The sequence below is a fragment of the uncultured Jannaschia sp. genome (genome assembly GCF_947494055.1).
GTDB lineage: Bacteria > Pseudomonadota > Alphaproteobacteria > Rhodobacterales > Rhodobacteraceae > Jannaschia.
In genome coordinates, this window is sequence record NZ_CANLTR010000028.1 from 23,545 (window position 1) to 45,455 (window position 21,911).

Consider the following 21,911-nt stretch of genomic DNA (forward strand, 5'->3'; position numbering starts at 1 on the left):
TGCTCGGGTAGGTCGTCTAGATCGCGGGCGGGGGGGCCATTCCGGACAGAGAGCAGATCGGTGTCGGCACGGGCCGCATCCCAGTCGGCGAGCGACTTGCGCAGCGTCGCCATCGCCTTGATGCGGGCGGGCTTGCCCTTGGCCGGGTCGATAAGGATCGCATGGGCCTTGGCGGCGTCCTTAGGCCAAGGGTCGCCGGGGTGGCGGAGGATCTTCCATTCCTCCCAAGGGCCATCGGTGCCCGCGTCGGCGGGAGAGGCACGGTCGCCTGTGCGGCCCAAGGCTGCGTTGAGCATGTCGCGGAGCGGCTCCAGCCGGGTCTGGGCGTCCTCCCAGATCGTGTCGATCTCGGCGTTGTTGGCGATGGACTTGAGGGTGACGTGGGGCGCGCGCTCGTAGACGAAGCCCTCGCGCAGATCTCCGCGGGTCGGGGGGGAATGGGCGTCGGGGGGGCGGCACCGGTCAGGGAGGCCTCCTTGGCCTGCCCCTCAGGCGTGTCGCGCAGCAGGTAGTAGGGATAGCGCGCGCCCATCAGGCGGGCCCGGGCGAGGGCGAGGGCTACACGCGAGGTATCCATGGTGATCCAGCGGCGGCCCCATTGCTCGGCCACGGTGGCGGTGGTCCCGGACCCGCAGGTGGGGTCGAGGACCAGGTCGCCGGGGTCGGTGGTCATGAGGATACAGCGTTGGACGACTTTTTCGGAAGTCTCGACCACATACCGTTTATCGGAGCTAAAGCCGGCCACGACCGTGTCGTCCCAGTTATCGGTATACGGAAAAACTCGGTAGTCGTTGAACAATCGAACGTAATAAAGTGCATTCTCCGTGGCTTCTGCCCGATCAGCTTTCAATAGCCTCCCAATCGAAGATTCCTGCGTTTTCCAGTAACCCTTGGGAAAAAATCTTTTCCCATGCCATGTTACTTCGTATTTCGTACCGGGACTTTGGCTTGTAAGATTGTCAATGCGATAGGCAGAGGTGTCGGCCGGTATGGGCAGATCGCCTGATTTTTCTAAGCGTAGCAAGCGGCGCGTCTCGCCGTATACGTTTCGGACCGAGTTATAGGCCGTGCCACCTTCCCCATCGAGTTCCTTAAGCTTTAAAGCTTTGCGAAACTTCAACTTATGACGATCTTTCGAATACCAGACGAGATAGTCGGACACAGATGCAAGATAGCTGTCAGTCTGACCTGTCGTCTTACGAAAGGTTACTAGACGAACAAAGTTCTCCTCCCCGAATACCTCGTCCATCACCGCCCGCACCCGGTGCACGTTCTCGTCCCCGATCTGCACGAAGATCGACCCGCTCTCGGTCAGCATGTCGCGCATCACCGTCAGGCGGTCGCGCAGGTAGGTGAGGTAGGAATGGATCCCGTCCTTCCACGTGTCGCGGAAGGCGCGAACCTGCTCGGGCTCGCGCGTGATCTCCTCGTGCTTGCCGTCCTTGACGTCGCGCGAGCGGGTCGAGACCTGCCAGTTGGACTGGAACTTGATGCCGTAGGGCGGGTCGAAATAGATGCACTGCACCTGCCCCGCCATCCCCTCGCGCGCCGACAGCGACGCCATCGCCTGCAGGCTGTCGCCCAGGATCATCCGGTTCTTCCAGTCCACGTCGTGGGCGTAGAACTCGGTCCGGGCCTCGGGCTCCAGGTCGGTCGCAGCACCGCCGAAGAGGTCGGGCTCCGCCGCCGCCTCCTCGCGCCGCACGGCAGTGTCGTAGCGCAGCTGGTCGATCAGGTGCTTGGGTTCGACATGCTCCTGCACATAGATCGGCGGCGTCTCGACCACGAGGTCCGACCAGTCCGCCTGATCCTTGCCCCGCCAGGTCAGCTGCGCTTCGCCCAGAACGATCCTGTCGCCAGCTTTGAGGCTCTCGATCTGCGCGTCGGTCAGCACAATCTCCGCCCCGTTCCAGGTAATCTGCGGGTCGAGGTCGGTGTCGCGCGGGTGGAACGCGCCATGAGGTAGGGCCGTGGTACGCGAGTAGGCTTGAGGCGGGAACGGCTCAGCCGCCTCGGCGCGCTGCACCAGCGACTGCTGCTCGGCCGTGGGCACCAAGCGGCGGCGGACCTCGTCATGGGCGAGCGCCTCGACCTGCTTGGGGGCGGCGGGCTTGCGGGCCATCAGGCGTCTTCCTTCGTATGCTCGGCCAAGGCCGCATCGATCAGGCGCTGGAACTCGTGGGCGGCGGTGCGGATCTCTCCAAATTCTGCGAAGGCCCAGTGGCCCCAGATGCCGAGGTTGTTGACCCCGGGCACCCAGCGGTCGCGCATCGTGTCGGATTTGAGCCGCACCTCCTCGCCCCGTATACCCTTGATCTCGACGATTAGGTTGAGCGGTTCGTCACTCCCGACGTGGAGTTGCACGATGAAGTCCGGCTCGTAGTGACGCGTTCGCGTCCCGTCGCGCCAAGGTACGCGGAAGTCGAGGCCCTGGTTCTTCACGAAGGCCAGCACCCGGGGATGGGCCTCGCAGACCCGCGCGAACTCCCCCTCCCAGCCCGAATCCAGGACGGCCGCGTTAAGGTGGGACTTGGTGCGGATGTCGTAGACGTCCTTTGTCGTGTTGAAGCCCACATACCGGGTCGAACCCTTCGGATTGAACGGATCAAGTACGGCGAGGACGCGGCTCTCACCGGTCTCGGCCGTATGGCCCCGGACGATGGCGTTCTGGATGCGCTCGACCGCCTGGTCGGCGATATCCTGATAACAGAGCAGCCACCGCTCTGCGCCGCCCGCGCTGTCGTCGAAATATCCACCCTCGATCCACTGGCGGCAGGCGGCGCGTAGCTGGCCGAAGAGATGCAGCTTGGGTTCCCCGTCCTCGTCGCGCCAGTGCTTGGCCATGAGTTGGCGGGCAAGGTCCATCGTGATCGTGGCCGGACGCCGGTCCTTCGGATCAGCCAGTTCGATCGTCACCCCCTCACCCACGATGCCCTCCAGCAGGGTGCTGCGGGGGCCAACGTCGGCTTGGCTGACCACGAGTCGTGAATCCTCGGTGAAGACGGGCTTGGGCACGCGTTCGGGCGGCAGGTCGACCCGATAGCCCCTTACGCGTGGGAAGACGATTTCGAACTGCTCACGTCCGGGGACCGCCTGAACGCGCGTCGTCTCGCGGGGGGCCTTGGCGGGCGCGGTCTTGGCACCTTGGGTGAAATTGAAGGGGATGCCGAGGATGTCCGCGTGCTCCACGTCGAACAGACCTTCGTCATTGAGGTCGTAGGAGTAGCGCCGCAGCGCCCGGCCCACGACCTGCTCGCACAGAAGCTGCGTTCCAAAGGCCCGCACGCCCAGGATGTGTGTGACCGTGTTGGTGTCCCATCCTTCGGTCAGCATCGAGACCGACACGACACAGCGCACCCGCTCGCCCAACTTGCCCGGGCGGCCGATGGTGTTCATTACCTCGCGCATCAGCTCGGAATCTGAAGGCGGCTTGGTCCCCGCCCCGTCGCGCTGGCGCCGCTCGCTCTCGAACAGCTCGATCTGGGGCTTCATCGCCTTGAGGAAGGCCTCGTCGATCGCCCTGCCTTCCTCGATGGCGACCGAGTCAACGAGGAGCGTGTTCGGCTTGGCCAGACGGTTGCCGTATTCGTCGAAGTTGGTGAACAGTGGCAGGTTCGCGTCGGCCCGCAGGACGTCGTCACCGTCTTCGTTCGGGACTGCCCAGCCGGCGATCCAGTCGGCCACCAGCTTGGAATGGGCAGTGTTTTGACACACGACAATAAAGACGGGCGGGACGCCAATCCCAGCTCGGCGCCATTGCTCGTCCACCTCGCGGTAATGCGCGTAGAGCGAGGTTAGTGCGCTCTTAAGTAGCGTCGGCAGATCGTTCGGATCACCCTGCCCCCCGCCCTTAGTCGCTCCCTTCTTCTCCATGTCCGAGCCGATATGGGACCACAGTTCGCGATAGATGGGGCCCGTCTCTTGGTTGACGTCGTCGGCGACGGGGATGCGCGGCAGCTTGACGATTCCGCATTCGATGGCGTCCATCAGCGAGAAGTCCGACACCGTCCAGGGGAACAGTGTTCCCTCGTCGTAGCCCGAGCCCGAGAGGAAGAACGGCGTGGCCGATAGGTCGAAGACCGCCTGCAGGCCGAGCTTGCGCTTCACTGCCCCCAATCCGTTGATCCAGAGCCGCGCGTATTCGTTGTTGGCCCTGGCCTCCTTGAGGGCATCGCCCTTCAGCTTCTCGTCCTTGCCGTCCGGCTTCTCGCGATAGCAGTGATGTGCCTCGTCGTTGATCGCGATGATGTTGCGCAGCCCCATCAGCGGCTTGGCGACCCGGGCCACCATCTGGCCTTCGGTCTCGCGCGTATCGCGTGGCTGCCCCCGTCCGTCGAGAACCGCTTTGCCGACCTTGTTGGTCTCCTCGAGATCGCGACGTTGAAATGAATGGTAGTTCGTTATGACGATCCGCGCGTGACCCAAGTCGTCGAGCATGTCCCGGGGGACGATCTCGCGGGAGCGATAATAACTGTTGGGGTCACTTGGTTGGAGCACTTGCAGGCGATCCCGGATGGTTATTCCTGGCGCGACGATGAGGAAGCCATTAGTGAAGGTCTTCGATCCCGGACTGCGCTTGTGGTTTAGAGTATGCCACGCGATCAGCATCGCCATCACAGTCGTCTTCCCGGCGCCGGTCGCCAGCTTGAGGGCAATCCGCATGAGGGCTGGGTTGGCGTCTTTGTTGGCAGCTGTCAGCTGCTTCCAGAACCGCTTGTGGCGCGGATGATTGCGCGCCACCTCGGTTAGCCAGATCACGGTCTCGACCGCCTCGACCTGGCAGAAGAAGGGCCGGATACCGTTGCCTGATCCGAGGAAGTCATGTTCACGCCAGTGCAGCAGGAGGTTCTGCGTCACCGGCGTCACCTGCCATTGATGTGGTGGAAGACTACGCCAAGTTGCCACCTCTTGGCGGATTTCATTGACCATCGACGTCGGCGAATAATCCTGCCCGTCGTCCGGATATGTACTGGTTTCGAATTCGAGGTTCGTCTGCTCCCTGGGCTGGCGACGCGTACGGCTGCGCGGAATAGGCGTGCGTAGATCGGAGGGGCGCCGCCCGGATCGAGGCGGAACGTCCATCGGTTGGCCGTCAGCATCAAGGGCGTGATGTTTCGTGGGGATCTGGTAGGGCGAATTCAAAATGGGGCGTTCGAAGAAAGACAACTGGAAAGGTTTCCTCATTAATGTTCGCGACCGATGCAGACCGACTGGCCCAAGATACTCCTGCGCTTCAGCGCACTAGCATACGACGGAGCTGCTCCAATCATCTTCATAATGGAGTGGCGACGTAAACCTTTACTTTATCTGGTAACTTGAACTGTGCCGGGTTTCACTACGCCACTGCGATCGTCCAGTTGCAAAAACTGGTACTTCGGAGACAAGAGCTCACAACCAAGATGATCGGTTGGTTGGGGCCAGTTAACAGAACAGCCCAGTCCGTTAAGCGCAAAGCGATGTAAGGCTTATAGTACTCCTCGGCCGCTTTATCGTTTGGTGCCATTTGCGTTGGCACAACAAACAGGTAAACGAGGCTCATTCCGTCGGTTCCGCGGCCGCGGGCAGGCCGCGCCGCATTTTCCGTTCCCAGGTCTCGATCAGGAAGAGCGCGACGGTGCTCGCGGCGTGGATGGCCAAGCGCGCGATCCGTGGGTCGATCCGGCGGTGACCCCGCTCCCGGCCATGGGCATCGCCACCATGGGTGCGCAGCGCCCCGATCCCTTCCGTAGCCGTGGTCAGACCGCTCAGGACCTTCCGAATGTCGTTGACGATCAGGTCCGGCAGGTCCATGCGCCCGGGAGAGAGGCCGAGCGGCTCCTGCACGGCACGCACCAGCGCCGAGACGTCCTTCTTCGCCGGTAGGTCCAGCCTGAGCTCGACAAGGATCGACCGACAGACCGCCTCCAGCGTCGCGCAGGCGGCTGTCACGGCATCCTCGGGGTCGTCCTCCGCGTTCCGGGTGGCACGGTCGAGATCCCGACTCACCGTTCCGAAATCCAGTGTCGCGGTCTTTTCCGCGATGGCGCCGACAACCGCGGCCCCCGAGCCCCGCTTGCGCAGGACTGCCCTGCCCCCGAGCAGCGCCACCTCGAAGCCATCAGGGGCAAGATGCAGGTTCAGGTGGTCGAGCACGGCCTGCGTCTTCTCCGGCTCCCGCGAATGGTTTCTGGGGTCGGCGACCTTCTCGATCGCCCGGCCGATCAGCTCATCGCCGTTCTCCTGCCGAGCCGCCCAGTTCAGGCAACCTCTCAGCGCCGGCAGCCTGGAGCCTTCACCATGCGCCGGGTCGATGCCACAGGCCATGAGGAAGCCCTCGATCCCGGAGGCACTGCGATAGACGCCGATGGGCGGCTCTGTGCTGCCGAGGCCGGGACCCCCGGAAATCGTCTGGACGAGCGCTTCGATGGTGAAGGTCGAGAACGACGCCATCAGAGATCGACCTCGACGCCAGTGTGCTTGCGGATCTTCTCGCGCACCAGGCCCCGGGCCAGTGCTCCGAGCGCGTCGAGGCTGAAACTACCAACAGCCCGGGCACCCTCCTTGGTGCGGCGCCAGACCTCCTCATCGCGGATCGTGTCGAGGTATTCGTGCCCGGCCATGGTCAGCCGGGTTGGCCACATCTCATAGGGATCGTCGGGCGTCCGCACGTCCTCCGCAGCGATCAATCCGGCTTCCGCAAGTAGAAGCACATGGTAATCGGCTACGTGATGAGACGAAGCTAGATGCCGAACCTCCGCGTGATACGGTTCGGAAACCCCGTCGTAGGCCTCGACGGCCAGCAGGATCTTCCGTTCGAGATCTGGATTACGCTTCATCCGCCTGTCCTTCATTCTGTGCAGGCCGCCGGGCGTCGACGATGCGCAGCAGATGGCTGGCGAGCATGACGATCTCGATCGCCTCGCTGGCATCCTCCATGGTAACGTTCCGGTGCGAGTGCGGGTTCTTGTAGGAACCGACGGCGCCGGCGAAGAAATGCATGAGGGCCTCGCGCTCGGCCTCCTCCTGTTCAGGGTCCCGCAATGGCCCGTTGTCTTTGTGAAAGGCCCGGCGGATCATAGGAATGCCGTGATCGCCTTTGGGGAACCCGGCCGCCTCGCGTACGGCGATCTCCACAGCGCGCATGGCCTCGAAGACTGCGGCAGCGAAGCGTCCGCGGACAAAGGAGAGCCAGACCTCTTCGGCGATCGCCGGGTGCAGAAGGTCGCGATTCAGGCTCCGGGCCAATTCGAACTGCCGAAAGTCTTTTTCCGTCTCAAATCGACGTGCCCGGCGACTGAGAGCCATCCAGCCGCCAGTGCTTCCGGGATCCGGGACGATCAGTCCCTGCGCGCCGAGCCAGGCAAAAGCCTCCGAAATCGCGAGAATGATCTCGCTCCTGCGCTCCCGTGGGTATCCGGGAAGGCCTTGAGAGGGGCCGACGCTGTTCCTCACCTCCATGACGCAGTTGTGCGGACTGAAGGGTTGGTCCCGTGCCCGAAGCAGGAAGAGCATTTTTGCACCGAGTTCTTCGGGTTCGAGAGCAAGGAGCGCATTAGGATCGGGGATGATCGAAGCGAGTTCATTCATTCCCTATTACTATCCGACGACTCGTCCTATCGGATAGTAGCGGGGATGAGGGGGCCAGACCGATAATGCGCCTTTACGTTCAATTTTATCGAGTTCTCAAATTCCCGCTATCCGGAACCCGGCATTTCCGGCGGAGCTGTCGGGGTCGTTCCGCGTTCGGGAATGGACGTGGTAGCGGTCGCAGTAGCTGACATGGCAGAGGTAGGAGCCACCACGCTGGATGCGGGCGGTGCCCTCAGCCGGACCCGTAGGGTCGCGCAGCGGAAACGGTCCCTCCGGCGGGCCGGGCGTGTAGAAATCCCCCGTCCATTCCCACACGTTGCCGCAGGTGTTGTAGAGCCCGTACCCGTTCGGCGCATAGGCATCGACGGGCGCGGTGCCCACATGGCCGTCCGCAGCGTCGTTCTCGTGCGGGAACCGGCCCTGCCACGTGTTCATCGCATGACGTCCGTCCGGCATCATCTCGTTGCCCCAGGGGAACTTCTTGCGTTCGAGCCCGCCCCGGGCGGCGTATTCCCATTGCGCCTCGCTGGGCATCCGCAGCCCCGCCCAGTGGCAATAGGCCAGCGCGTCGAACCAGGCGACATGGACGACTGGATGATCCGCGCGTCCCGCGACATCGCTGCCCGGCCCCTCGGGCGCATGCCAGCAGGCGCCGTCCACACGGCGCCACCACGGCACGCCGGGCGGCGAGACCGGCCAGCGGGCGGGATCGTCGAGCAGCAGGTGGAAGACGTAGGACCAGCCCTCGGCCTCGGCGATAGTCTGGTAGCCCGTGGCCTCCACGAAGCGCGCGTAATCAGCATTGGTGCAGGCGGTGGCGGCAATGCGGAAGTCCGAGAGCTTCACCCGACGGCGGGGCGCATCGTAATCCTCCCTGAAGCGCGTTTTACGCGCGCCCATCTCGAAAAAGCCGCCCCTGATCGGCAAGAGGCATTCGGCCAGTTCCGCGCGCACCTCCGCCGGTGCCGCGGGCACCGCACGGGCTTCGGCAAGCCAGTCTGCGTCGCCGCGTAGGGTCGATCCGGTGCCGCAGCAGCCACCCTGCATCCGCTGTCTCCCTGTCCGTTTGGCAGCCCGCGCAACCTGCGATGTCGGGCCGCCCGAAGACAACCTTCGGCGAGACCGCGTCTCATCAGCTTGCCGTATCCTGCCGTCCAGACCGGACAAGCGTATAGACGATGTAGCAAAGCATGATCGCGACCACGGTGAGGATCGTCGCGCTGATCGGACGCTCGACGAAGATCATCGGCCCGTCTCGTGACAGCAGCAGCGAACGCCGGAAGTTGTTCTCCAGCACCGGACCGAGAATGATGCCGATGATGATTGGTGCAAGCGGGTATCCTGCCCGGCGCAGAAGGAAGCCGAGTCCTCCAAAGACCAGCATCACGTAGAGATCGAAGACCGAGTTCTGCAATGCGTAGGTGCCCATCGTCGACAGCAGAAGGACGATCGGCAGTAGCCATGCTTTCTTCAGCTTCAGGACTGTGCCGAAGAAAGGGACAAGGACGATACCGAGTATGAGAAGGATCACGTTGCCCGTCAGATAGGCAAGGAAGATGCCGCCCGCGACATCCGCGTTCGACCGGAACAGCTCCGGGCCCGGAAAGAAGCCGAGGAGGAACAGCGCCGCAAGAAGGACAGCCGTCGAGGCGTCGCCCGGGATGCCGAGCGACAGCGACGGGATCAGTGCGCCGCCGCAGCAGCCGTTGTTCGCCGCTTCGGTCGCGACGACACCGCCCTCAGCGCCCTCGCCATAGCCGTCCTCGGGCTTCGAGAACTTGCGCGCCACCGCGTAGGAGACGAACGCGCTGACATCCCCACCCGCTCCCGGAATGGCGCCCAGTCCTGTGCCGATCAGGGCAGAGCGAACGAGGTTGACCTTGTGAGAGGCGATCAGGCGCAGGGCGCGGAACGAGATCACGAGCTTCTGGAGGCGGGGCGTGTCGAGGAAACCGCCGCCGCCGATCTGGAACAGGAACTCCGAGATTGCGAACAGGCCGACCACGACCGCGACGATGTTGGGCCCGCTGGTCAGGTTGAAGTTGCCGAATGTGTAGCGGTACGCATTCGTGAATTCGTCCGTACCTATCGTTGCGATGAGAAGGCCTAGCCCACCGGTCAGCAAGCCCTTGATGGCGGAGCCCTCCGACACGACAATGATCGTCGTCAGTCCGAGCAGCGCCATCGCTGCGTATTCCGGCGGTCCGAAGCGCAGCGCGAAGGCTGCGAGCATCGGCGAGAAGAACACGAGCATCACACCGCCGATCAGCCCGCCCAGAGCAGACGCGGTGATGGAGAGGCCGATTGCATCCTGGCTGCGACCCTTCTGTGCCATCGGGTAGCCGTCGAAGAGCGTCGCTGCGGCGAGCGGCGTTCCGGGAATGCGCAGCAGGATCGCCGAGATCGAGCCGCCGGCGGACCCGCCGATATAGACGGCGATCAGCATACCCATCGCCGGAATCGGCGGCAGGTGGAACGCCACCGGCAGGAGAAGCACGATCCCCATCAGCGGCCCGAGCCCGGGCAGCACGCCGATGACGAGTCCGCCAACGATGCCAGCGGCGATCAACAGCATCGTCTGCATGGTGAAGAGGAGCGGCGCGCCCTGCAGGATCAGATCGAACATCTTGCGCTCAGCCGAAGACCGTGAGGCTGAACATGCCAACCGGCAAAACCACGTTCAGAAGCCCCTCGAACACCGCCGCCACCGTAAGCGACACCGCGACGCCACCGAGAAGCGCCGTCCAGAACGACAGGCCGAAAGCCCGTAGCAGCACGGCGAGCAGGACAGGTGTGGTCAGGTGGTAGCCGAGCGGGCGCAGCGCAAGGAGATAGACAACGAAGAGTAGAACGGTCCCGATCGCCAGCATCGTCGTCGGCCCGGTTCGGATCGGCGAGGGCCCGGCGACCCGGCCGGCGAGGATACGGACGCCGTTGACCCCCGACAGGACGACAAGGATCCAGGCGATCAGACCGGGATACATCGCGGCGTCGGTCATCGGCCCGCCCCCGGCGACACCCTGCTCCTCGAGCGAGGTGGTGTTCTGCCACAGAACGATCAACGGGATCGCGAGGAGCACGACCCAGGCGATCCAGTCGTAGGCATAGCTGCGTAGCGGCATCCCGCCCTCCTCCGAAAGTCGCGACCGGCGAAACGGCTGCGCGGCGATGGATGATCGCGGCCGATCAGAGACCCTGCATCCGCTCTACTTCCCAGGCAATCGCATCGACGGCACCGCTCAGCTGTTCCTCGACCGGTCCGACGATCTCGTCGTAGCGCTCGGGGCCGTAGAGTGTTGGAACGTAACCCATGTCGAGGAGCTTCTGCTGAACGTCCTCGCGTGCGAGCGCAGCGCCCATCGCGTCCTGCAGCGTCGTCACCACGTCGTCGGGCGTGTCGTTGCTCACCAACCACCAGTCCCAGCCCATCGGCGACAGGTCGGTCATGCCCATGTCGATCCCGAGCGAGCCGATCAGGGGCGCGCCGTCATAGGTCTCCGACGAGCGATCGAGCGTGGAAAGCACGGCCAGGATGTCGACGTCATCCTTGTTGACCCGGTACACGCCCGGATTGATGACGATGAAATCGAGGATGCCGCTGCGAAGATCGCGAACCGCATTGTCGATCTCCGGATAGGGAACAAGCTGCGCGAGCGCGTCCTCGGTCTGCATGACCTTCGCCGCCACCATGTGCGGCAGAGAGCCCGATGTGCCGGGGGAATAGCGCAGGTCGCCCGGGTTTTCCTGGGCGTAACCCATCAGCGCATCGAGGTCCGGAAACCTTTCGTCCCCCTTGCGGACGGCGATCGCGAACGCGTTGGACGTGGCCGACCAAAGCGGCGTGAAATCCTCGTAGGACCAGTCCGCGTTGCCCTGCATCGGCTGCAGGACGAGCGGCGCGACATAACCATCGATGAGCGTGTATCCATCGGCCTCATTGGCCATTGCGGTCTGGAACGCCTTCACGCCCCCCGCACCAGGTGTCGAGACAATGGAGACGTTGACGCCGAGCTCCTCACCCATTGCGTCGGCGATGACCTGGCTTGCCGCCATCGTCGCGCCGGGCGCCCAGGGATAGATGGCCTCGATGTTGCGCTCCGGGAACTCGGCGAGCGCCGGTCCTGTTGCAATGGCCGCGCCGACGGCCAGCGCCAGCATTCTAAGTGACGGTTTCATGATGGTCCTCCCTCTCGTGTCGGTATTCAGTCGCGAGGCCATACCAGTCGTAGACCTCGTTCGGGGTGTCGTGCGCCGTAAGCACGGCCACGGCGGCTTGGCGTAGATCGGCTGCGCGCCGGGCATCCTCGATCGGCGTCTCCTGGCGCGGGTCGCGGTGCAGGTCGTAAAGCCGCGTGCCGGTGTCCTCGAAGCCCAGTCCGTCGTTCATCGGCACACGCTTGGCGTCCGGCAGTGCCGCGTAGGACAAGAGCGGCACGCCGCGTGTGAAGTCGAAGCCCGGAACGAGTTCCGCGGTGGCCAGCTCCTTTTCGGTGAAGGGTGCCGACATGTGATGCGGCGCGAGCGTGTATTCGCGCAGGCCCGGCGCCGTCCAGTCCGGCGGGTAATGATAGAGCACCGATGCGCCGTCGGTGATCCCGATCGGGCCGCCGAAGACGCCGAAGACGGCGACCTCACGCCCCTCGGCCCCGGGGTCGGCGAGGAACACGTCCAAATCTTGCGCACACACCTCGACCGGCACCTCCGCGTCGTGGAGGCCGAGAAGGGTCGGCATCAGATCCGTCGTCTGTGTCAACGCCCCGGTCCGCCGTCCGGCCGCGCCGGGCTGGCGCGGATCGTGGATCATCAGGGGTATGTGACTGACTTCCTCGTAATAGGGCATCCGACACTTGCCCCACCAATCGTGCTCGCCCAGCAGGAAGCCGTGATCAGTGGTCACGATCAGCGCGGTGTCGTCCCACATGTCGTGCGCATCGAGATAGTCGAGCAGGCGTCCCAGATATTCGTCGCACATCGTCAGGAGCGCCGCGTAGTTCGCCCGGATCTCTGCGATCTCATCGGGAGTCTCCGCCACGCGCTCGTAATACGGCCAGTCGAGAACGCCACCCTCATAATTCGTCCGGAACGCCTCGCGGAAGCGGTCCGGTGCGTGGAACGGCTCATGTGGGTCGAAGCATTCAAGCATGAGAAGCCAGTCGTCGGCCGCCCGGTTGCGGTCGAGGAACTCGAATGCTTTTCCGAAGCATTGCGGACCGGGGAAATCGCCCTCTTCCCGCATCACCTCGCAATTCACCATGTGCTGGAAGCGTTTGCTGTCACGCGTGGGCGGGTAGTGACTCTCTGCGAAGGTCTCGCGGACGCCCTCAACCTTCGGATCGACGCGGGCGATCCAGGGATCGTATTCCTGCCCGCGGACATATTCCCAGCTGTTGAACCTCGTGTGAAAGCCCGCGCCGCCGTCCTCGAAATAATGCAAGTGGTCGGTGATCATGTGCGTGTAGGTGCCACGCCACTTCAGGATTTCCGCGAAGGAGTTGTCGAACGGCTCGAGCGGTCCCCAGCTGCGATGCATGAAGTTCAGACGACCCGAATGCATGTCACGCCGGGCGGGCATGCAGGGGAGCGAGCCGACGTAATGGCGGTCGAAAGTCATCGAACGGGCGGCAAGTCGATCAAAGTTCGGCGTCGGGATTGCCGTGCCGCCATAGGCACCGAGCGCGCTTCGATTGAGCGAGTCGAAGAGCAGAAATATTGTTCGCAAGTCCGTTCCTCCCACCCCCGGATACATCGACAGGAGCGATAAAACCTAATAGAAAGAGAAGATGTCTCGATAGACCGAGTTTATCAGTGAGTGACGATCACCTCTTTCTCAATCGGCAGACGATCCAGTTCCTGACCGTGTTCGAGATGCAGAGCCTGCACAAGGCGGCCGACACACTGAGGATCTCCCAGCCTGCGCTCAGCGTCGGCATCCGCAACCTCGAGGAAAAGCTTGGCGCGCCGCTCTTCGAGCGGACGAGCAAGGGAATGGAGCCGACGGCGATCGGGCAGGCCTTCTATCATTACGCCACAGCCGCGCGGCAGACCGGACGCACGGCGATCGAGGAGGTCCGGGCACGAGACAGCGGCGAGCTTGGGACCCTCCGGCTCGGGGCCGGCGTGGCTTTCACCACCACCGTCCTGCCGCCGATCCTGCGGCGCCTGCGCGACCGCTATCCTGGCCTTACGGTCGATCTCCTGTCGGGTGTCGGCGACCAACTCGCGCCGCGCTTCCTTGAGGGGGAGATCGACGTCCTGCTTGCCAGCACCGCCCTGCCCGGCCTCGACGCACCCGGTATCCGGCGGCAGTACCTGACTAATCTGCCGATGTATGCGTTCTGCGACGCGGGCTCGGTGCTGGCGCGCCGAACGCAGGTCACACCAGCAGACCTGCTGACAGTCGGCTGGGCGGGGTTCTACGAGGACGAGAGTTCGATCCATGCGGCTGCGCATTACATGGGACTCCACGGCCTACCCCCGCCCCGCACCGCCATCCGATCGAACTCGGTCGCGGCACTGACGGCCTTCGTTGGCGGCACGGACCTCGTCCTGATCCTCGTGTCCCGTCTGCTCGACCACGCCACGAAGGCCGGGCTTGTCCAACTTCCACTGGCGGTTCCGCTGTGGGAAATTCCCGTCAGCCTCTACCTTCGGGAGGTTGCTGCGACGTCTCCGATCGCCGCGGCGTTCGTCGATGCCGTTCAAGACGAGTTTCGTTGCGGCACATGACGTCCGCCCTTCTAGATATCAACCGGCCCATCCTGGCTCCGCCGCTGTCGCATTGCCGTATAGACAGGTAGCAGCAACAACAGAGCCGACGCGATCACGAAGACGGCGCTGATCGGCTGTGTGAGGAAAGTCGACCAATCCCCGCGAGACAGCAAAAGCGCCCGGCGAAAGTTCTCCTCGAGCATCGGGCTCAGGATGAACCCGAGCAGCAGTGGCGCAGGCGGAAAGCCCAGCATCTTCATGCCGTAGCCGACGACACCGAAGGCGATCACGAGGAAGATGTCGAAGACGGCGTAGTTGATCGAATAGACGCCGATGCAGATGAGCGCGAGAATGACGGGGTAGAGAATGGAATAGGGGATCTGGAGAAGCCGGACCCAGATCCCCACCAGCGGGATGTTCAGGATCACCAGCATGAAATTCCCGATCAGAAAGCTGACGATGAGGCCCCAGAACATCTGAGGCTGTTCCGAGATGAAGCCCGGCCCCGGATTGATGCCGTGGATCATCAACGCGCCGAGCATGACGGCCATCACCGCGTCGCCCGGTACGCCCAGGGTCAGCGTCGGGATGAACGCCGTCTGTGCGGTCGCATTGTTGGCCGCCTCCGGCGCGGTGACGCCCTCGATCGCACCGCGCCCGAAGTTCTCCGGCGTGCTGGAGATACGTTTTTCGAAAGCGTAGGCGATGAACACCGCCATGGACGCACCCGCGCCAGGCAGGATGCCGCAAACCGCGCCGAACAGCGAACCTCGGCCCATTGCGGGCCCTGCCCACCGGATCTCGTCGCGGGTCGGAATCATGTCGCGGATCCGAAGGGCTTGCGAATTGCCTTGGCGGGGCCGATGTGCGCTGGCCATGACCTCGGAGACGCCGAAGATGCCCATGGCCACGGCCACGAGGGACAGACCATCAGCGATCCCGGGAATGCCGAAAGTGAAGCGGAACTGGCCGGACGTAATGTCCTGTCCGACGATCCCGAGGAGAAGCCCGAAGGCCACCATCGCGACCGAACGCAGGAAGCTGTCGCCGCCGATGGCGGCCGTGCCGATCAGGGCGAAGAGGATAAGCGAGAAGTATTCCGCGGCGCCGAACTCGAGCGCAAACCGGGCCAGGATCGGCGCGAAGATCGCCACGAGTAGGATCCCGAAGAGCGACCCCACAAGGGACGCGATGGCGGTGATGAACAGCGCCACGCCGGCGCGTCCCTGCCGGGCCATCGGATAGCCGTCGAGGCATGCGACCGCGGCGGGCGGCGTGCCGGGAAGGTTGAGGAGGATCGACGCGATCGAACCGCCGTACTGTCCTCCATAATAGACCCCGGCGAGCATGATGATTGCATCGGTCGGGTCGATGTAGAACGTGATCGGGAGCAGCATCGCGATGGCGGGCAGAGGGCCGATGCCGGGAAGAACGCCGACGACCATTCCCAGGCACACGCCGAGAAAGCAGTAGAGCAGCGCAGAGGACGTGAATGCGACCTCCGCCCCAAGCGCGAAGTTCGCGACGAGGTCGCTCATAATCCCTCCACGGCCTGGAGCGGCAGGCCGAGGCCGAACACGAAGATCCCCCAGATGAGGGCGGGCGTGACGACGATCAGCGTCATCGTACGCCGCAGGGATAAACTCGGCGCGGCGAGACTCGCTATCCCGACGAGCCCGACACAAGCCGGGACCAGGCCCGCGGGGCGGAGCAGCAGCGCGAAGACCACCATCGCGAGTGGAACGAAAACCCGGGAACGCCAGACGGGCACGCCGCGCTCGGTGAGGGTATCGTCCGCTTCCGGCGCACGCCGTGCTTCGAGAACGCAGATCAGCGCGCCGAGAAGGATCAGTGTTCCACCGAGAAGCATCGGGTAGTAGCCAGGGCCCATCCGGCTCGGCGTGCCGAGTTGCATTCCGAGCGATTGCCACAACACGTAGGCCCCCAGCAGCGTCACGACGGCACCGGCGAAGAGCGTGCTGCGATCCAGCGTCGGCGTCGCTGCGTCGGCTTCGCAATCCATCAGAACGCCCCGACCTTCTGGCTGGCATCCGACGGCGGCACTTCGGGGTAATGAATACCGCGCTGACCGGACAGCCCGCGATTGTCGGCGACTGCAAGGTCCGGCGCGTCGATCCCCGTCAGACGGCCATCCTCGACCCATTCGCGATCCTCACCGTAGAGTTCCGAGACAAGGACGGTCTCCAGCCTCGAACGTCGTTCGGCATGCTGTTCGTCGTCTGCGAGGTTACGGCATTCGCCGGGATCGTCCTGCAGGTCGAAAAGCTGCATGCGATTGCCAGCCGGGTACCAGATCAGCTTGTATCGCTCGTCGCGGACCATGCGGGATGCACGCGCCCCGCTATGGGATTCGCCGTAAAGATGCGCCCGGCGTCGATCGGATAGAAGGCTGAGACCCTCGCAGGTCTCCGGCACCGGCACACCCGCCATGTCCAGCATCGTCGGCATCAGATCGTGCAGGGCGACGAGCCTGTCGTCGAGAATACCCGGCCCGCCGAGCCGATGCTCGCCGACCCGGTCGGCGATCAAGAGCGGGACCCGGGCAGAGGGATCGTACATCAGCCGCTTTCCGTAGAGCCCATGGTCCCCAAGCATGTCCCCGTGGTCGGAAGTGAAGACGATGATCGTGTCGTCGAGCAGACCGGCCTCGCGGAGCGTTCCGATCAGCAGCCGGATCTGGTGATCGACATGCGTGCAGAGGGCATAATAGGCCCTTCGCATGTCAGCGAGTTGCGCCGGGGGAAGCGCCGCATAATAGGCACGCACGGCACGCAAGACGAACGGCATGTCGGCGTCGTCCTCCGACCAGTCGGCCGAAACCGGCTCCGGCATCTCGCGACGTGCGTAGCGCTCGAGGTAGCTGGCGAGCGGTACGATCGGAGGATGCGGATGGGTGTAGGAAACATGCCAGAATCCCGGACGCGTCGGGTCGCGGCGACGAATGCTGCGGGCGGCGGTCCGCGTCGTCCAGTTCGTGACATGCGTCTCCTCCGGCAGGTGCCAGGTCCGCCAGGAATACTCGTTGTTGCTCATCCCGTGGAGGAACTGGGCGCCGGCATGACCGCTATCGGCGAGATACATCTCGTAATCGTCGGGCCCACCAAGATGGCCGCGCCCTTCCTCGGCGAGGATCGCGTCGTCGAAGCCGATCCGATCCCGCGGCGGATAGACGTGCAGCTTGCCAATCGCGGTGGTCTGGTAGCCCGCGTCACGGAAGCAGCCAGCCAGGGTCGGGGTTTGCGGCGGCATCGGAAGGCTCGGCTGGAAGTCGCGGTCTCCGTGTCCACGGGACGTGAGCCCCGTCATCAGAGAACGACGCGATGGAATGCAGATCGGGGTCTGCGCGTAGGTATTGGTAAAGCGGGTACCGACCTCGGCGAGACGATCGAGCGTGGGTGTCTCGATCGTGTGGTGGCCCGCGCATCCAAGCAGGTACGACGGCCATTGATCGACGGTCACGAACAGGACGTGGGGATTCACGGTATCGATTTCCTTGCAATGAGAGAAGCCCGGACGCTTGTCGAAAGACGCCCGGGCATCGGCGTCACTGCTGCGCGGCGCCGGTTTCCTCGACAAGCGTGCCGAGCGTATCGTACTGGCTCTCGATGAAGCTCCTGAACTCGTCGGGTGAGCCACCGACGAGGCCGATATTCAGCGCATCGAAACTGTCTTGCACGTTGTCCTGGGAGATGGCTGCATTCACCGCCTCGTTCAGCGCGGACACCACGCCGTCATCCGTTCCGTCCGGAACGCAGAAGCCGTGCCAAGATGTGAAATCGACGCCCTCCACCCCGGCTTCGGCGAAAGTAGGAACGTCCGGCAGGGTCTCGAGCCGTTCGTCGCCGGTCACCGCAAGGGCGGTCACCTCGCCATTCTGGATCGAAGGAATCAATGTTCCGTCCAAGAAGGCTCCGACCTCGCCGGAGATGAGCGCGGTCCGTGCCGGGGCCGCCCCGTTGTAGGGGATCTGGAGCGCCTCGAACCCGGCTTGGCTTCGCAATTGTTCAAAGGCCAAGTGTTGCGCGGACCCGACGCCGGATGACGCATAGGCGATTTCCGGGTCCGCAGTCCGGACCATCGACAGGAAATCCTCGATCGTCGTCACCCCAAGCTGCGGACCGACGCCGAGGACCAACGGCACAGAGGTGATCTGCACGACCGGCTCGAAATCCGCGACCGGATCGTAGGTCAGGTTCGAATAGACATGCGGATTGATCGCCATGGTGCCGATCTCGCACATCACTACAGTGTAGCCGTCCGCGTCGGCGTTCGCGACCTCGCCGGTCGCAACGGTCCCGCCGGCACCGCCACGGTTCTCCACGACGACGGGGACCCCGAGCGTCTGTGACATCGGCTCGCTCAATGTACGCGCGATCCGGTCATTGTTGCCTCCGGCGGCATAGGGCACGATGATACGGATGGGCTGCGTCGGCCAGTCTTCCTGCGCGGACACGCTTCCGGCGACAGCGGTGGTCAGTGCAAGTGCGGCGCAGGTCGATACTTGAACGGCACGTTTCATTTCATTCCTCCCCTGAATTCTCTCCCGTCGGACTTTCGTCCACGAATTGCATATCTTCCTGCTTTCTATTCTTATAAGCAAATAAGCATCTCTTATCGATGAGACCGCGATGGATATAGCTCAGATCGAAGCCGCAATCGCCCTGAGCGAGGAACTGCATTTCGGTCGTGCGGCCAAGCGACTTGGGATCAGTCAGCCGGGACTGTCACAGCGATTGCAAAGGCTGGAAGCCGATCTCGGGGTCAGCCTCTTCTTTCGAAGTCACAAGCGGGTGACGATCACCGAAGCCGGTCAGGCATTCCTCCCGCAGGCGCGGGCAGCGTTGAAGGAGCTCGATAGCGCGGTCGAAACGGCGCGTCGGGTCGCCGCCGGAAAAAGCGGAAGTCTTCACGTCGGCTTTGTCGAGAATGCCAGTCTGAACGTCTTACCTGCCGCCGTCTCGGCGTTCAGGAAGTTGTTTCCAGACATCCATCTGCGGCTGAGCGAATTGATCTCTGCGGAACTGTTCGAGAGAGTGCGTACAGGACGCCTCGATCTCGCGCTGATGCGCCCGCTTTACAACGACACGGACATCGAAACCCAACTCATACTTCGCGAACCGTATCTGGTTGCCCTTCCTGAGCAGAGCGATCTTGCCAGGAACTCGGAGGTGCAGATCGCGGAGTTGGCACGACTTCCGATGATCATCGCAGGCGGAGCGAAAGCAACATATCTGCGGACTCAGTTCTCCCCGATCTTCGCTAAAGCCGGATATGAAATCCTTGTCGGTCAGGAAGTGAACCAGTTACCTGCGATCCTCGGTCTCGTCAGTAGCGGCATCGGCTACGCGATCATTCCGCGATCGGTCTCCGAACTGCGCACGGAGGGAATCGCCTATCGTCCGCTTGCCGCGAAAGCTCCCTCGGCCGAGCTCGTTGCCGCTTGGTCTCGGAAGTCGGACAATTCAAAGATCAACGACTTTCTCCGCTGCATTCCCACGGGTAGAAACGATATTTCGTAAGAAACAATATTGAAAATATGCTGTTACGTTGCTGACCGGTTGGCAAGACACAGTTACGCAGCCTCGGCCTTAATTCGACCCCCTAGTACATGGTCCCGAAGCGGTCCTAGCAGCGCAGGGATCGATTCTGCTGCAGCGGCTCAAGCCGACAAAAGCTGTTGAGCCGTCAGGATCTGTACTGTCCTCTTAGACCGAGGATCCATCCTTATCGGATACAATACAGCTGAAGTCAGATTTCGCTGATCAGGTCTATTTATCCGTCCAGCGGATGACCTGCGTCATTCCAGAGTTCCGTTGTGATTTCTCAGCTCTCGGACCCTGTCCTGCAGATGGGACCCGCCACGTTCTGCGACGAGGTGAACGAACCGTCTATCGGCCGTGACAAACACGTCGCCCCGCGCGACTGCAAGAGCGAGGTACATGCAATCATAGGCCGGGTGATCGAGGTCGAGGGACAACGCCATGGCGGCCGAAGCGAGGGCCCGTGTAGGGGCGAGCTCGATATCAGCCCGGACGAGCAGATCGATGGCCAGCAGGGCTTCGTTCCGGGTGAGCTCGCCGCGTCGGACCTTCTTCCAGAGGATGTTGGCGCATTCCGACATGAGAAGGTCGGGCGCACTGAGCCTGGGGCCGCCGATGAGACGCACCGCGTCCTCGGAACCCTCCTCGCCCACCACCCATTTGATCGCGACGCTGGCATCGATGACGATACCCGTCACCGTTCCCCCCTGCCCTCGCGCTGAAGCTCCTCGGCCGGCGTGTGCGCCCGCTCTCCTGACATGGCTCGGAGGCGGGCTGCGAGATCGGCGAAGGACGGGTCAATCTCGGCCGACAAGGCATGGCGGAGGATCTCCCGGTGCTCCGCCTCGGCCGATCGACCGTGCCGCGCGGCTCGGGCCTTCAAGCGCTGTATGGTGTCGTCGTCGAGGTTACGGACTTGCAGGGAACCGGGCATCATCGCCTCCAGCGTATGTCGAAAGTGACGTCACATATATCACAAGAGCCGAAAGAGGTGACAACTCCTTTGAAGGCGTTACGGAAACACTGGACGCTACGCCTGAACACGAAATTCCTTTTTCAATGCACCCTGCCCTCCCGGCCCCAGATGCCGAAGATGCTGGCGCGCAGATCGAGCTCTCCGCGCAGGTAGCGTTTCGTGAAGGCCCGCAGCGCGCCGCCGGGGTTCCCGATCGGCCGGGTCGGATGGTCCTGGTTGCGATCGATGACGATGACCGACAGCATGGCCCGGAGCCAGCCCATGGTCTCGACCGCCGCCTCGAAGGCGGACGGGTTGATCCCGAGGTCCCGCAATCGTTGCAGCACGGCCCAGTCGATGTCGGAGAGTGTCGGAGGACCGCCTTCGCCCGGCGCGTGGTCGATGTAGAGGCGCAGGTCGGCTGAGGCGAGGTCGCGCAGGCTGGCGATCGTGAGATGCGGCATGAATTCGTCGTTGACGCCGGCATCGGACGCTTCACGCTTCTCTTCACCACTCTTGGCGCCGTGAGGCGTCCTACAGGATTCAGATAAGGTCTCAGTTGTGCTCTGTTTATGGCACCGGTCATTCGCGACCGCCGCGCCGGTCATATTCGACGACAATTGAACAATTTCCCCAAGCCGCTTCACAAGGGAATCGAGTTCGCAGAGATGTGCTTCGGCCCGTTCGATCGTGGTGTAGCCGCGCGGGGACAACCAGACTGCGCGAGCGTCCGCGATCTCGGCCACGACAGAATGATCCCCGAGATCGCTCTCGAGCCGTCTGACTTCGCGACGCGCCTTGCTGATCTCGAGACGACACAGGGCCAGCCGCTCGGTCGCCTCGAGTTGCCACGCTTCGATGTCGACGAGCTCGTCGAGCCGGGCGACGAGCGGCTCCAGGGACAGGCCCGCGCAGCTCTCCAGGCCGATCGACCCGGAGACGCGGCCTCGGTGACCGTTCGCGGCGGTCTCTCGGACGATCAGGCGCAGACGCTCCAGCTTCCGCTCCACCCGTCTCCATTGCTCGGTGCTCAGGCCGATACTCGCGGCCATGTCGATCTGGCGCTCGAAGCAGATCGGGCTGCGCGTCGGGTCCGCGTAATCCGGCGCCCGCGTCTT

19 protein-coding genes are annotated in these 21,911 nt (G+C 63.5%); 2 read left to right on the forward strand and 17 right to left on the reverse strand.

Annotated features, from left to right (window positions below; translation table 11 throughout):
* Positions 1 to 16: 16 nt before the first annotated feature.
* The 10 genes from Q1A87_RS17005 to Q1A87_RS17050 all read right to left on the reverse strand — a co-directional run bounded on the left by Q1A87_RS17005 (position 17) and on the right by Q1A87_RS17050 (position 13,288).
* The gene (locus Q1A87_RS17005) at positions 17 to 2,122 is read right to left on the reverse strand and encodes a site-specific DNA-methyltransferase (protein WP_299653894.1); all 2,106 of its coding nucleotides are present in this window, start codon (positions 2,120 to 2,122) and stop codon (positions 17 to 19) included.
* Positions 2,122 to 5,166 carry a BPTD_3080 family restriction endonuclease gene (locus Q1A87_RS17010; protein ID WP_299653897.1) on the reverse strand — a complete coding sequence of 1,015 codons (3,045 nt, stop codon included), beginning with the start codon at positions 5,164 to 5,166 and terminating at the stop codon, positions 2,122 to 2,124. The genes Q1A87_RS17005 and Q1A87_RS17010 overlap by 1 nt, the downstream gene beginning before the upstream one ends.
* 369 nt (positions 5,167 to 5,535) lie before the next feature.
* Complete coding sequence (locus Q1A87_RS17015; RefSeq protein ID WP_299653941.1) at positions 5,536 to 6,429, reverse strand: abortive infection family protein; 894 nt, start codon at positions 6,427 to 6,429, stop codon at positions 5,536 to 5,538.
* Positions 6,429 to 6,815, reverse strand: coding sequence for a DUF2513 domain-containing protein (locus Q1A87_RS17020; protein ID WP_299653944.1), 387 nt, complete (start codon positions 6,813 to 6,815; stop codon positions 6,429 to 6,431). The genes Q1A87_RS17015 and Q1A87_RS17020 overlap by 1 nt, the downstream gene beginning before the upstream one ends.
* Positions 6,805 to 7,566, reverse strand: coding sequence for a TIGR02391 family protein (locus tag Q1A87_RS17025; RefSeq protein ID WP_299653947.1), 762 nt, complete (start codon positions 7,564 to 7,566; stop codon positions 6,805 to 6,807). The genes Q1A87_RS17020 and Q1A87_RS17025 overlap by 11 nt, the downstream gene beginning before the upstream one ends.
* Positions 7,567 to 7,662: 96 nt before the next feature.
* Positions 7,663 to 8,616: a formylglycine-generating enzyme family protein gene (locus tag Q1A87_RS17030; protein ID WP_299653950.1), complete on the reverse strand. Its 954-nt coding sequence runs from the start codon at positions 8,614 to 8,616 to the stop codon at positions 7,663 to 7,665.
* An 85-nt stretch (positions 8,617 to 8,701) separates the two neighbouring features.
* Entirely contained in the window at positions 8,702 to 10,195 is a 1,494-nt protein-coding gene (locus Q1A87_RS17035; protein WP_299653953.1) for a tripartite tricarboxylate transporter permease, read from the reverse strand.
* Between the two features lie 7 nt (positions 10,196 to 10,202).
* Positions 10,203 to 10,691, reverse strand: a complete 489-nt coding sequence (locus Q1A87_RS17040; protein ID WP_299653956.1) for a tripartite tricarboxylate transporter TctB family protein — start codon at positions 10,689 to 10,691, stop codon at positions 10,203 to 10,205.
* A 64-nt stretch (positions 10,692 to 10,755) separates the two neighbouring features.
* A complete protein-coding gene (locus Q1A87_RS17045; protein WP_299653959.1) occupies positions 10,756 to 11,745 on the reverse strand; it encodes a tripartite tricarboxylate transporter substrate-binding protein in 990 nt (329 codons plus the stop codon).
* Positions 11,729 to 13,288, reverse strand: a complete 1,560-nt coding sequence (locus Q1A87_RS17050) for a sulfatase (RefSeq protein WP_299653962.1) — start codon at positions 13,286 to 13,288, stop codon at positions 11,729 to 11,731. Before Q1A87_RS17050 ends, Q1A87_RS17045 begins: the two co-directional genes overlap by 17 nt.
* Positions 13,289 to 13,374: 86 nt before the next feature.
* On the opposite strand from Q1A87_RS17050, the gene Q1A87_RS17055 reads away from it, so the two are divergent.
* Complete coding sequence (locus tag Q1A87_RS17055; protein ID WP_299653965.1) at positions 13,375 to 14,295, forward strand: LysR family transcriptional regulator; 921 nt, start codon at positions 13,375 to 13,377, stop codon at positions 14,293 to 14,295.
* 11 nt (positions 14,296 to 14,306) lie between these two features.
* Here Q1A87_RS17055 and Q1A87_RS17060 read toward each other — a convergent pair whose 3' ends face one another.
* From Q1A87_RS17060 to Q1A87_RS17075, 4 genes are all read right to left on the reverse strand, one after another.
* Positions 14,307 to 15,815, reverse strand: coding sequence for a tripartite tricarboxylate transporter permease (locus tag Q1A87_RS17060; protein ID WP_299653968.1), 1,509 nt, complete (start codon positions 15,813 to 15,815; stop codon positions 14,307 to 14,309).
* Positions 15,812 to 16,300 carry a tripartite tricarboxylate transporter TctB family protein gene (locus tag Q1A87_RS17065; protein WP_299653971.1) on the reverse strand — a complete coding sequence of 163 codons (489 nt, stop codon included), beginning with the start codon at positions 16,298 to 16,300 and terminating at the stop codon, positions 15,812 to 15,814. The genes Q1A87_RS17060 and Q1A87_RS17065 overlap by 4 nt, the downstream gene beginning before the upstream one ends.
* Positions 16,300 to 17,778 carry a sulfatase-like hydrolase/transferase gene (locus Q1A87_RS17070; RefSeq protein ID WP_299653974.1) on the reverse strand — a complete coding sequence of 493 codons (1,479 nt, stop codon included), beginning with the start codon at positions 17,776 to 17,778 and terminating at the stop codon, positions 16,300 to 16,302. Before Q1A87_RS17070 ends, Q1A87_RS17065 begins: the two co-directional genes overlap by 1 nt.
* 64 nt (positions 17,779 to 17,842) lie before the next feature.
* Positions 17,843 to 18,817: a tripartite tricarboxylate transporter substrate binding protein gene (locus tag Q1A87_RS17075; protein ID WP_299653976.1), complete on the reverse strand. Its 975-nt coding sequence runs from the start codon at positions 18,815 to 18,817 to the stop codon at positions 17,843 to 17,845.
* 109 nt (positions 18,818 to 18,926) lie between these two features.
* Between Q1A87_RS17075 and Q1A87_RS17080 the strand changes: the two genes are divergently transcribed.
* A complete protein-coding gene (locus Q1A87_RS17080) occupies positions 18,927 to 19,817 on the forward strand; it encodes a LysR substrate-binding domain-containing protein (protein WP_299653979.1) in 891 nt (296 codons plus the stop codon).
* Positions 19,818 to 20,095: 278 nt separating this feature from the next.
* On the opposite strand, the gene Q1A87_RS17085 is transcribed toward Q1A87_RS17080, so the two are convergent.
* The 3 genes from Q1A87_RS17085 to Q1A87_RS17095 all read right to left on the reverse strand — a co-directional run.
* Positions 20,096 to 20,536 (reverse strand): type II toxin-antitoxin system VapC family toxin, encoded by a 441-nt coding sequence (locus Q1A87_RS17085; protein ID WP_299653982.1) that lies wholly within the window; start codon positions 20,534 to 20,536, stop codon positions 20,096 to 20,098.
* A complete protein-coding gene (locus Q1A87_RS17090; protein WP_299653985.1) occupies positions 20,533 to 20,772 on the reverse strand; it encodes a plasmid stabilization protein in 240 nt (79 codons plus the stop codon). Before Q1A87_RS17090 ends, Q1A87_RS17085 begins: the two co-directional genes overlap by 4 nt.
* A 122-nt stretch (positions 20,773 to 20,894) precedes the next feature.
* Positions 20,895 to 21,911, reverse strand: a 1,017-nt coding sequence (locus Q1A87_RS17095; protein WP_299653988.1) for a helix-turn-helix domain-containing protein, incomplete at its 5' end; no start/stop codon positions are given.

Bases quoted from the DNA above. Each gene is read 5' to 3' on its own strand.
- Q1A87_RS17005 (WP_299653894.1), bottom strand. From the start codon at position 2,122: ATGGCCCGCAAGCCCGCCGCCCCCAAGCAGGTCGAGGCGCTCGCCCAT.
- Q1A87_RS17015 (WP_299653941.1), bottom strand. From the start codon at position 6,429: ATGGCGTCGTTCTCGACCTTCACCATCGAAGCGCTCGTCCAGACGATT.
- Q1A87_RS17020 (WP_299653944.1), bottom strand. From the start codon at position 6,815: ATGAAGCGTAATCCAGATCTCGAACGGAAGATCCTGCTGGCCGTCGAG.
- Q1A87_RS17025 (WP_299653947.1), bottom strand. From the start codon at position 7,566: ATGAATGAACTCGCTTCGATCATCCCCGATCCTAATGCGCTCCTTGCT.
- Q1A87_RS17030 (WP_299653950.1), bottom strand. From the start codon at position 8,616: ATGCAGGGTGGCTGCTGCGGCACCGGATCGACCCTACGCGGCGACGCA.
- Q1A87_RS17035 (WP_299653953.1), bottom strand. From the start codon at position 10,195: ATGTTCGATCTGATCCTGCAGGGCGCGCCGCTCCTCTTCACCATGCAG.
- Q1A87_RS17040 (WP_299653956.1), bottom strand. From the start codon at position 10,691: ATGCCGCTACGCAGCTATGCCTACGACTGGATCGCCTGGGTCGTGCTC.
- Q1A87_RS17045 (WP_299653959.1), bottom strand. From the start codon at position 11,745: ATGAAACCGTCACTTAGAATGCTGGCGCTGGCCGTCGGCGCGGCCATT.
- Q1A87_RS17060 (WP_299653968.1), bottom strand. From the start codon at position 15,815: ATGAGCGACCTCGTCGCGAACTTCGCGCTTGGGGCGGAGGTCGCATTC.
- Q1A87_RS17065 (WP_299653971.1), bottom strand. From the start codon at position 16,300: ATGGATTGCGAAGCCGACGCAGCGACGCCGACGCTGGATCGCAGCACG.
- Q1A87_RS17075 (WP_299653976.1), bottom strand. From the start codon at position 18,817: ATGAAACGTGCCGTTCAAGTATCGACCTGCGCCGCACTTGCACTGACC.
- Q1A87_RS17080 (WP_299653979.1), top strand. From the start codon at position 18,927: ATGGATATAGCTCAGATCGAAGCCGCAATCGCCCTGAGCGAGGAACTG.
- Q1A87_RS17090 (WP_299653985.1), bottom strand. From the start codon at position 20,772: ATGCCCGGTTCCCTGCAAGTCCGTAACCTCGACGACGACACCATACAG.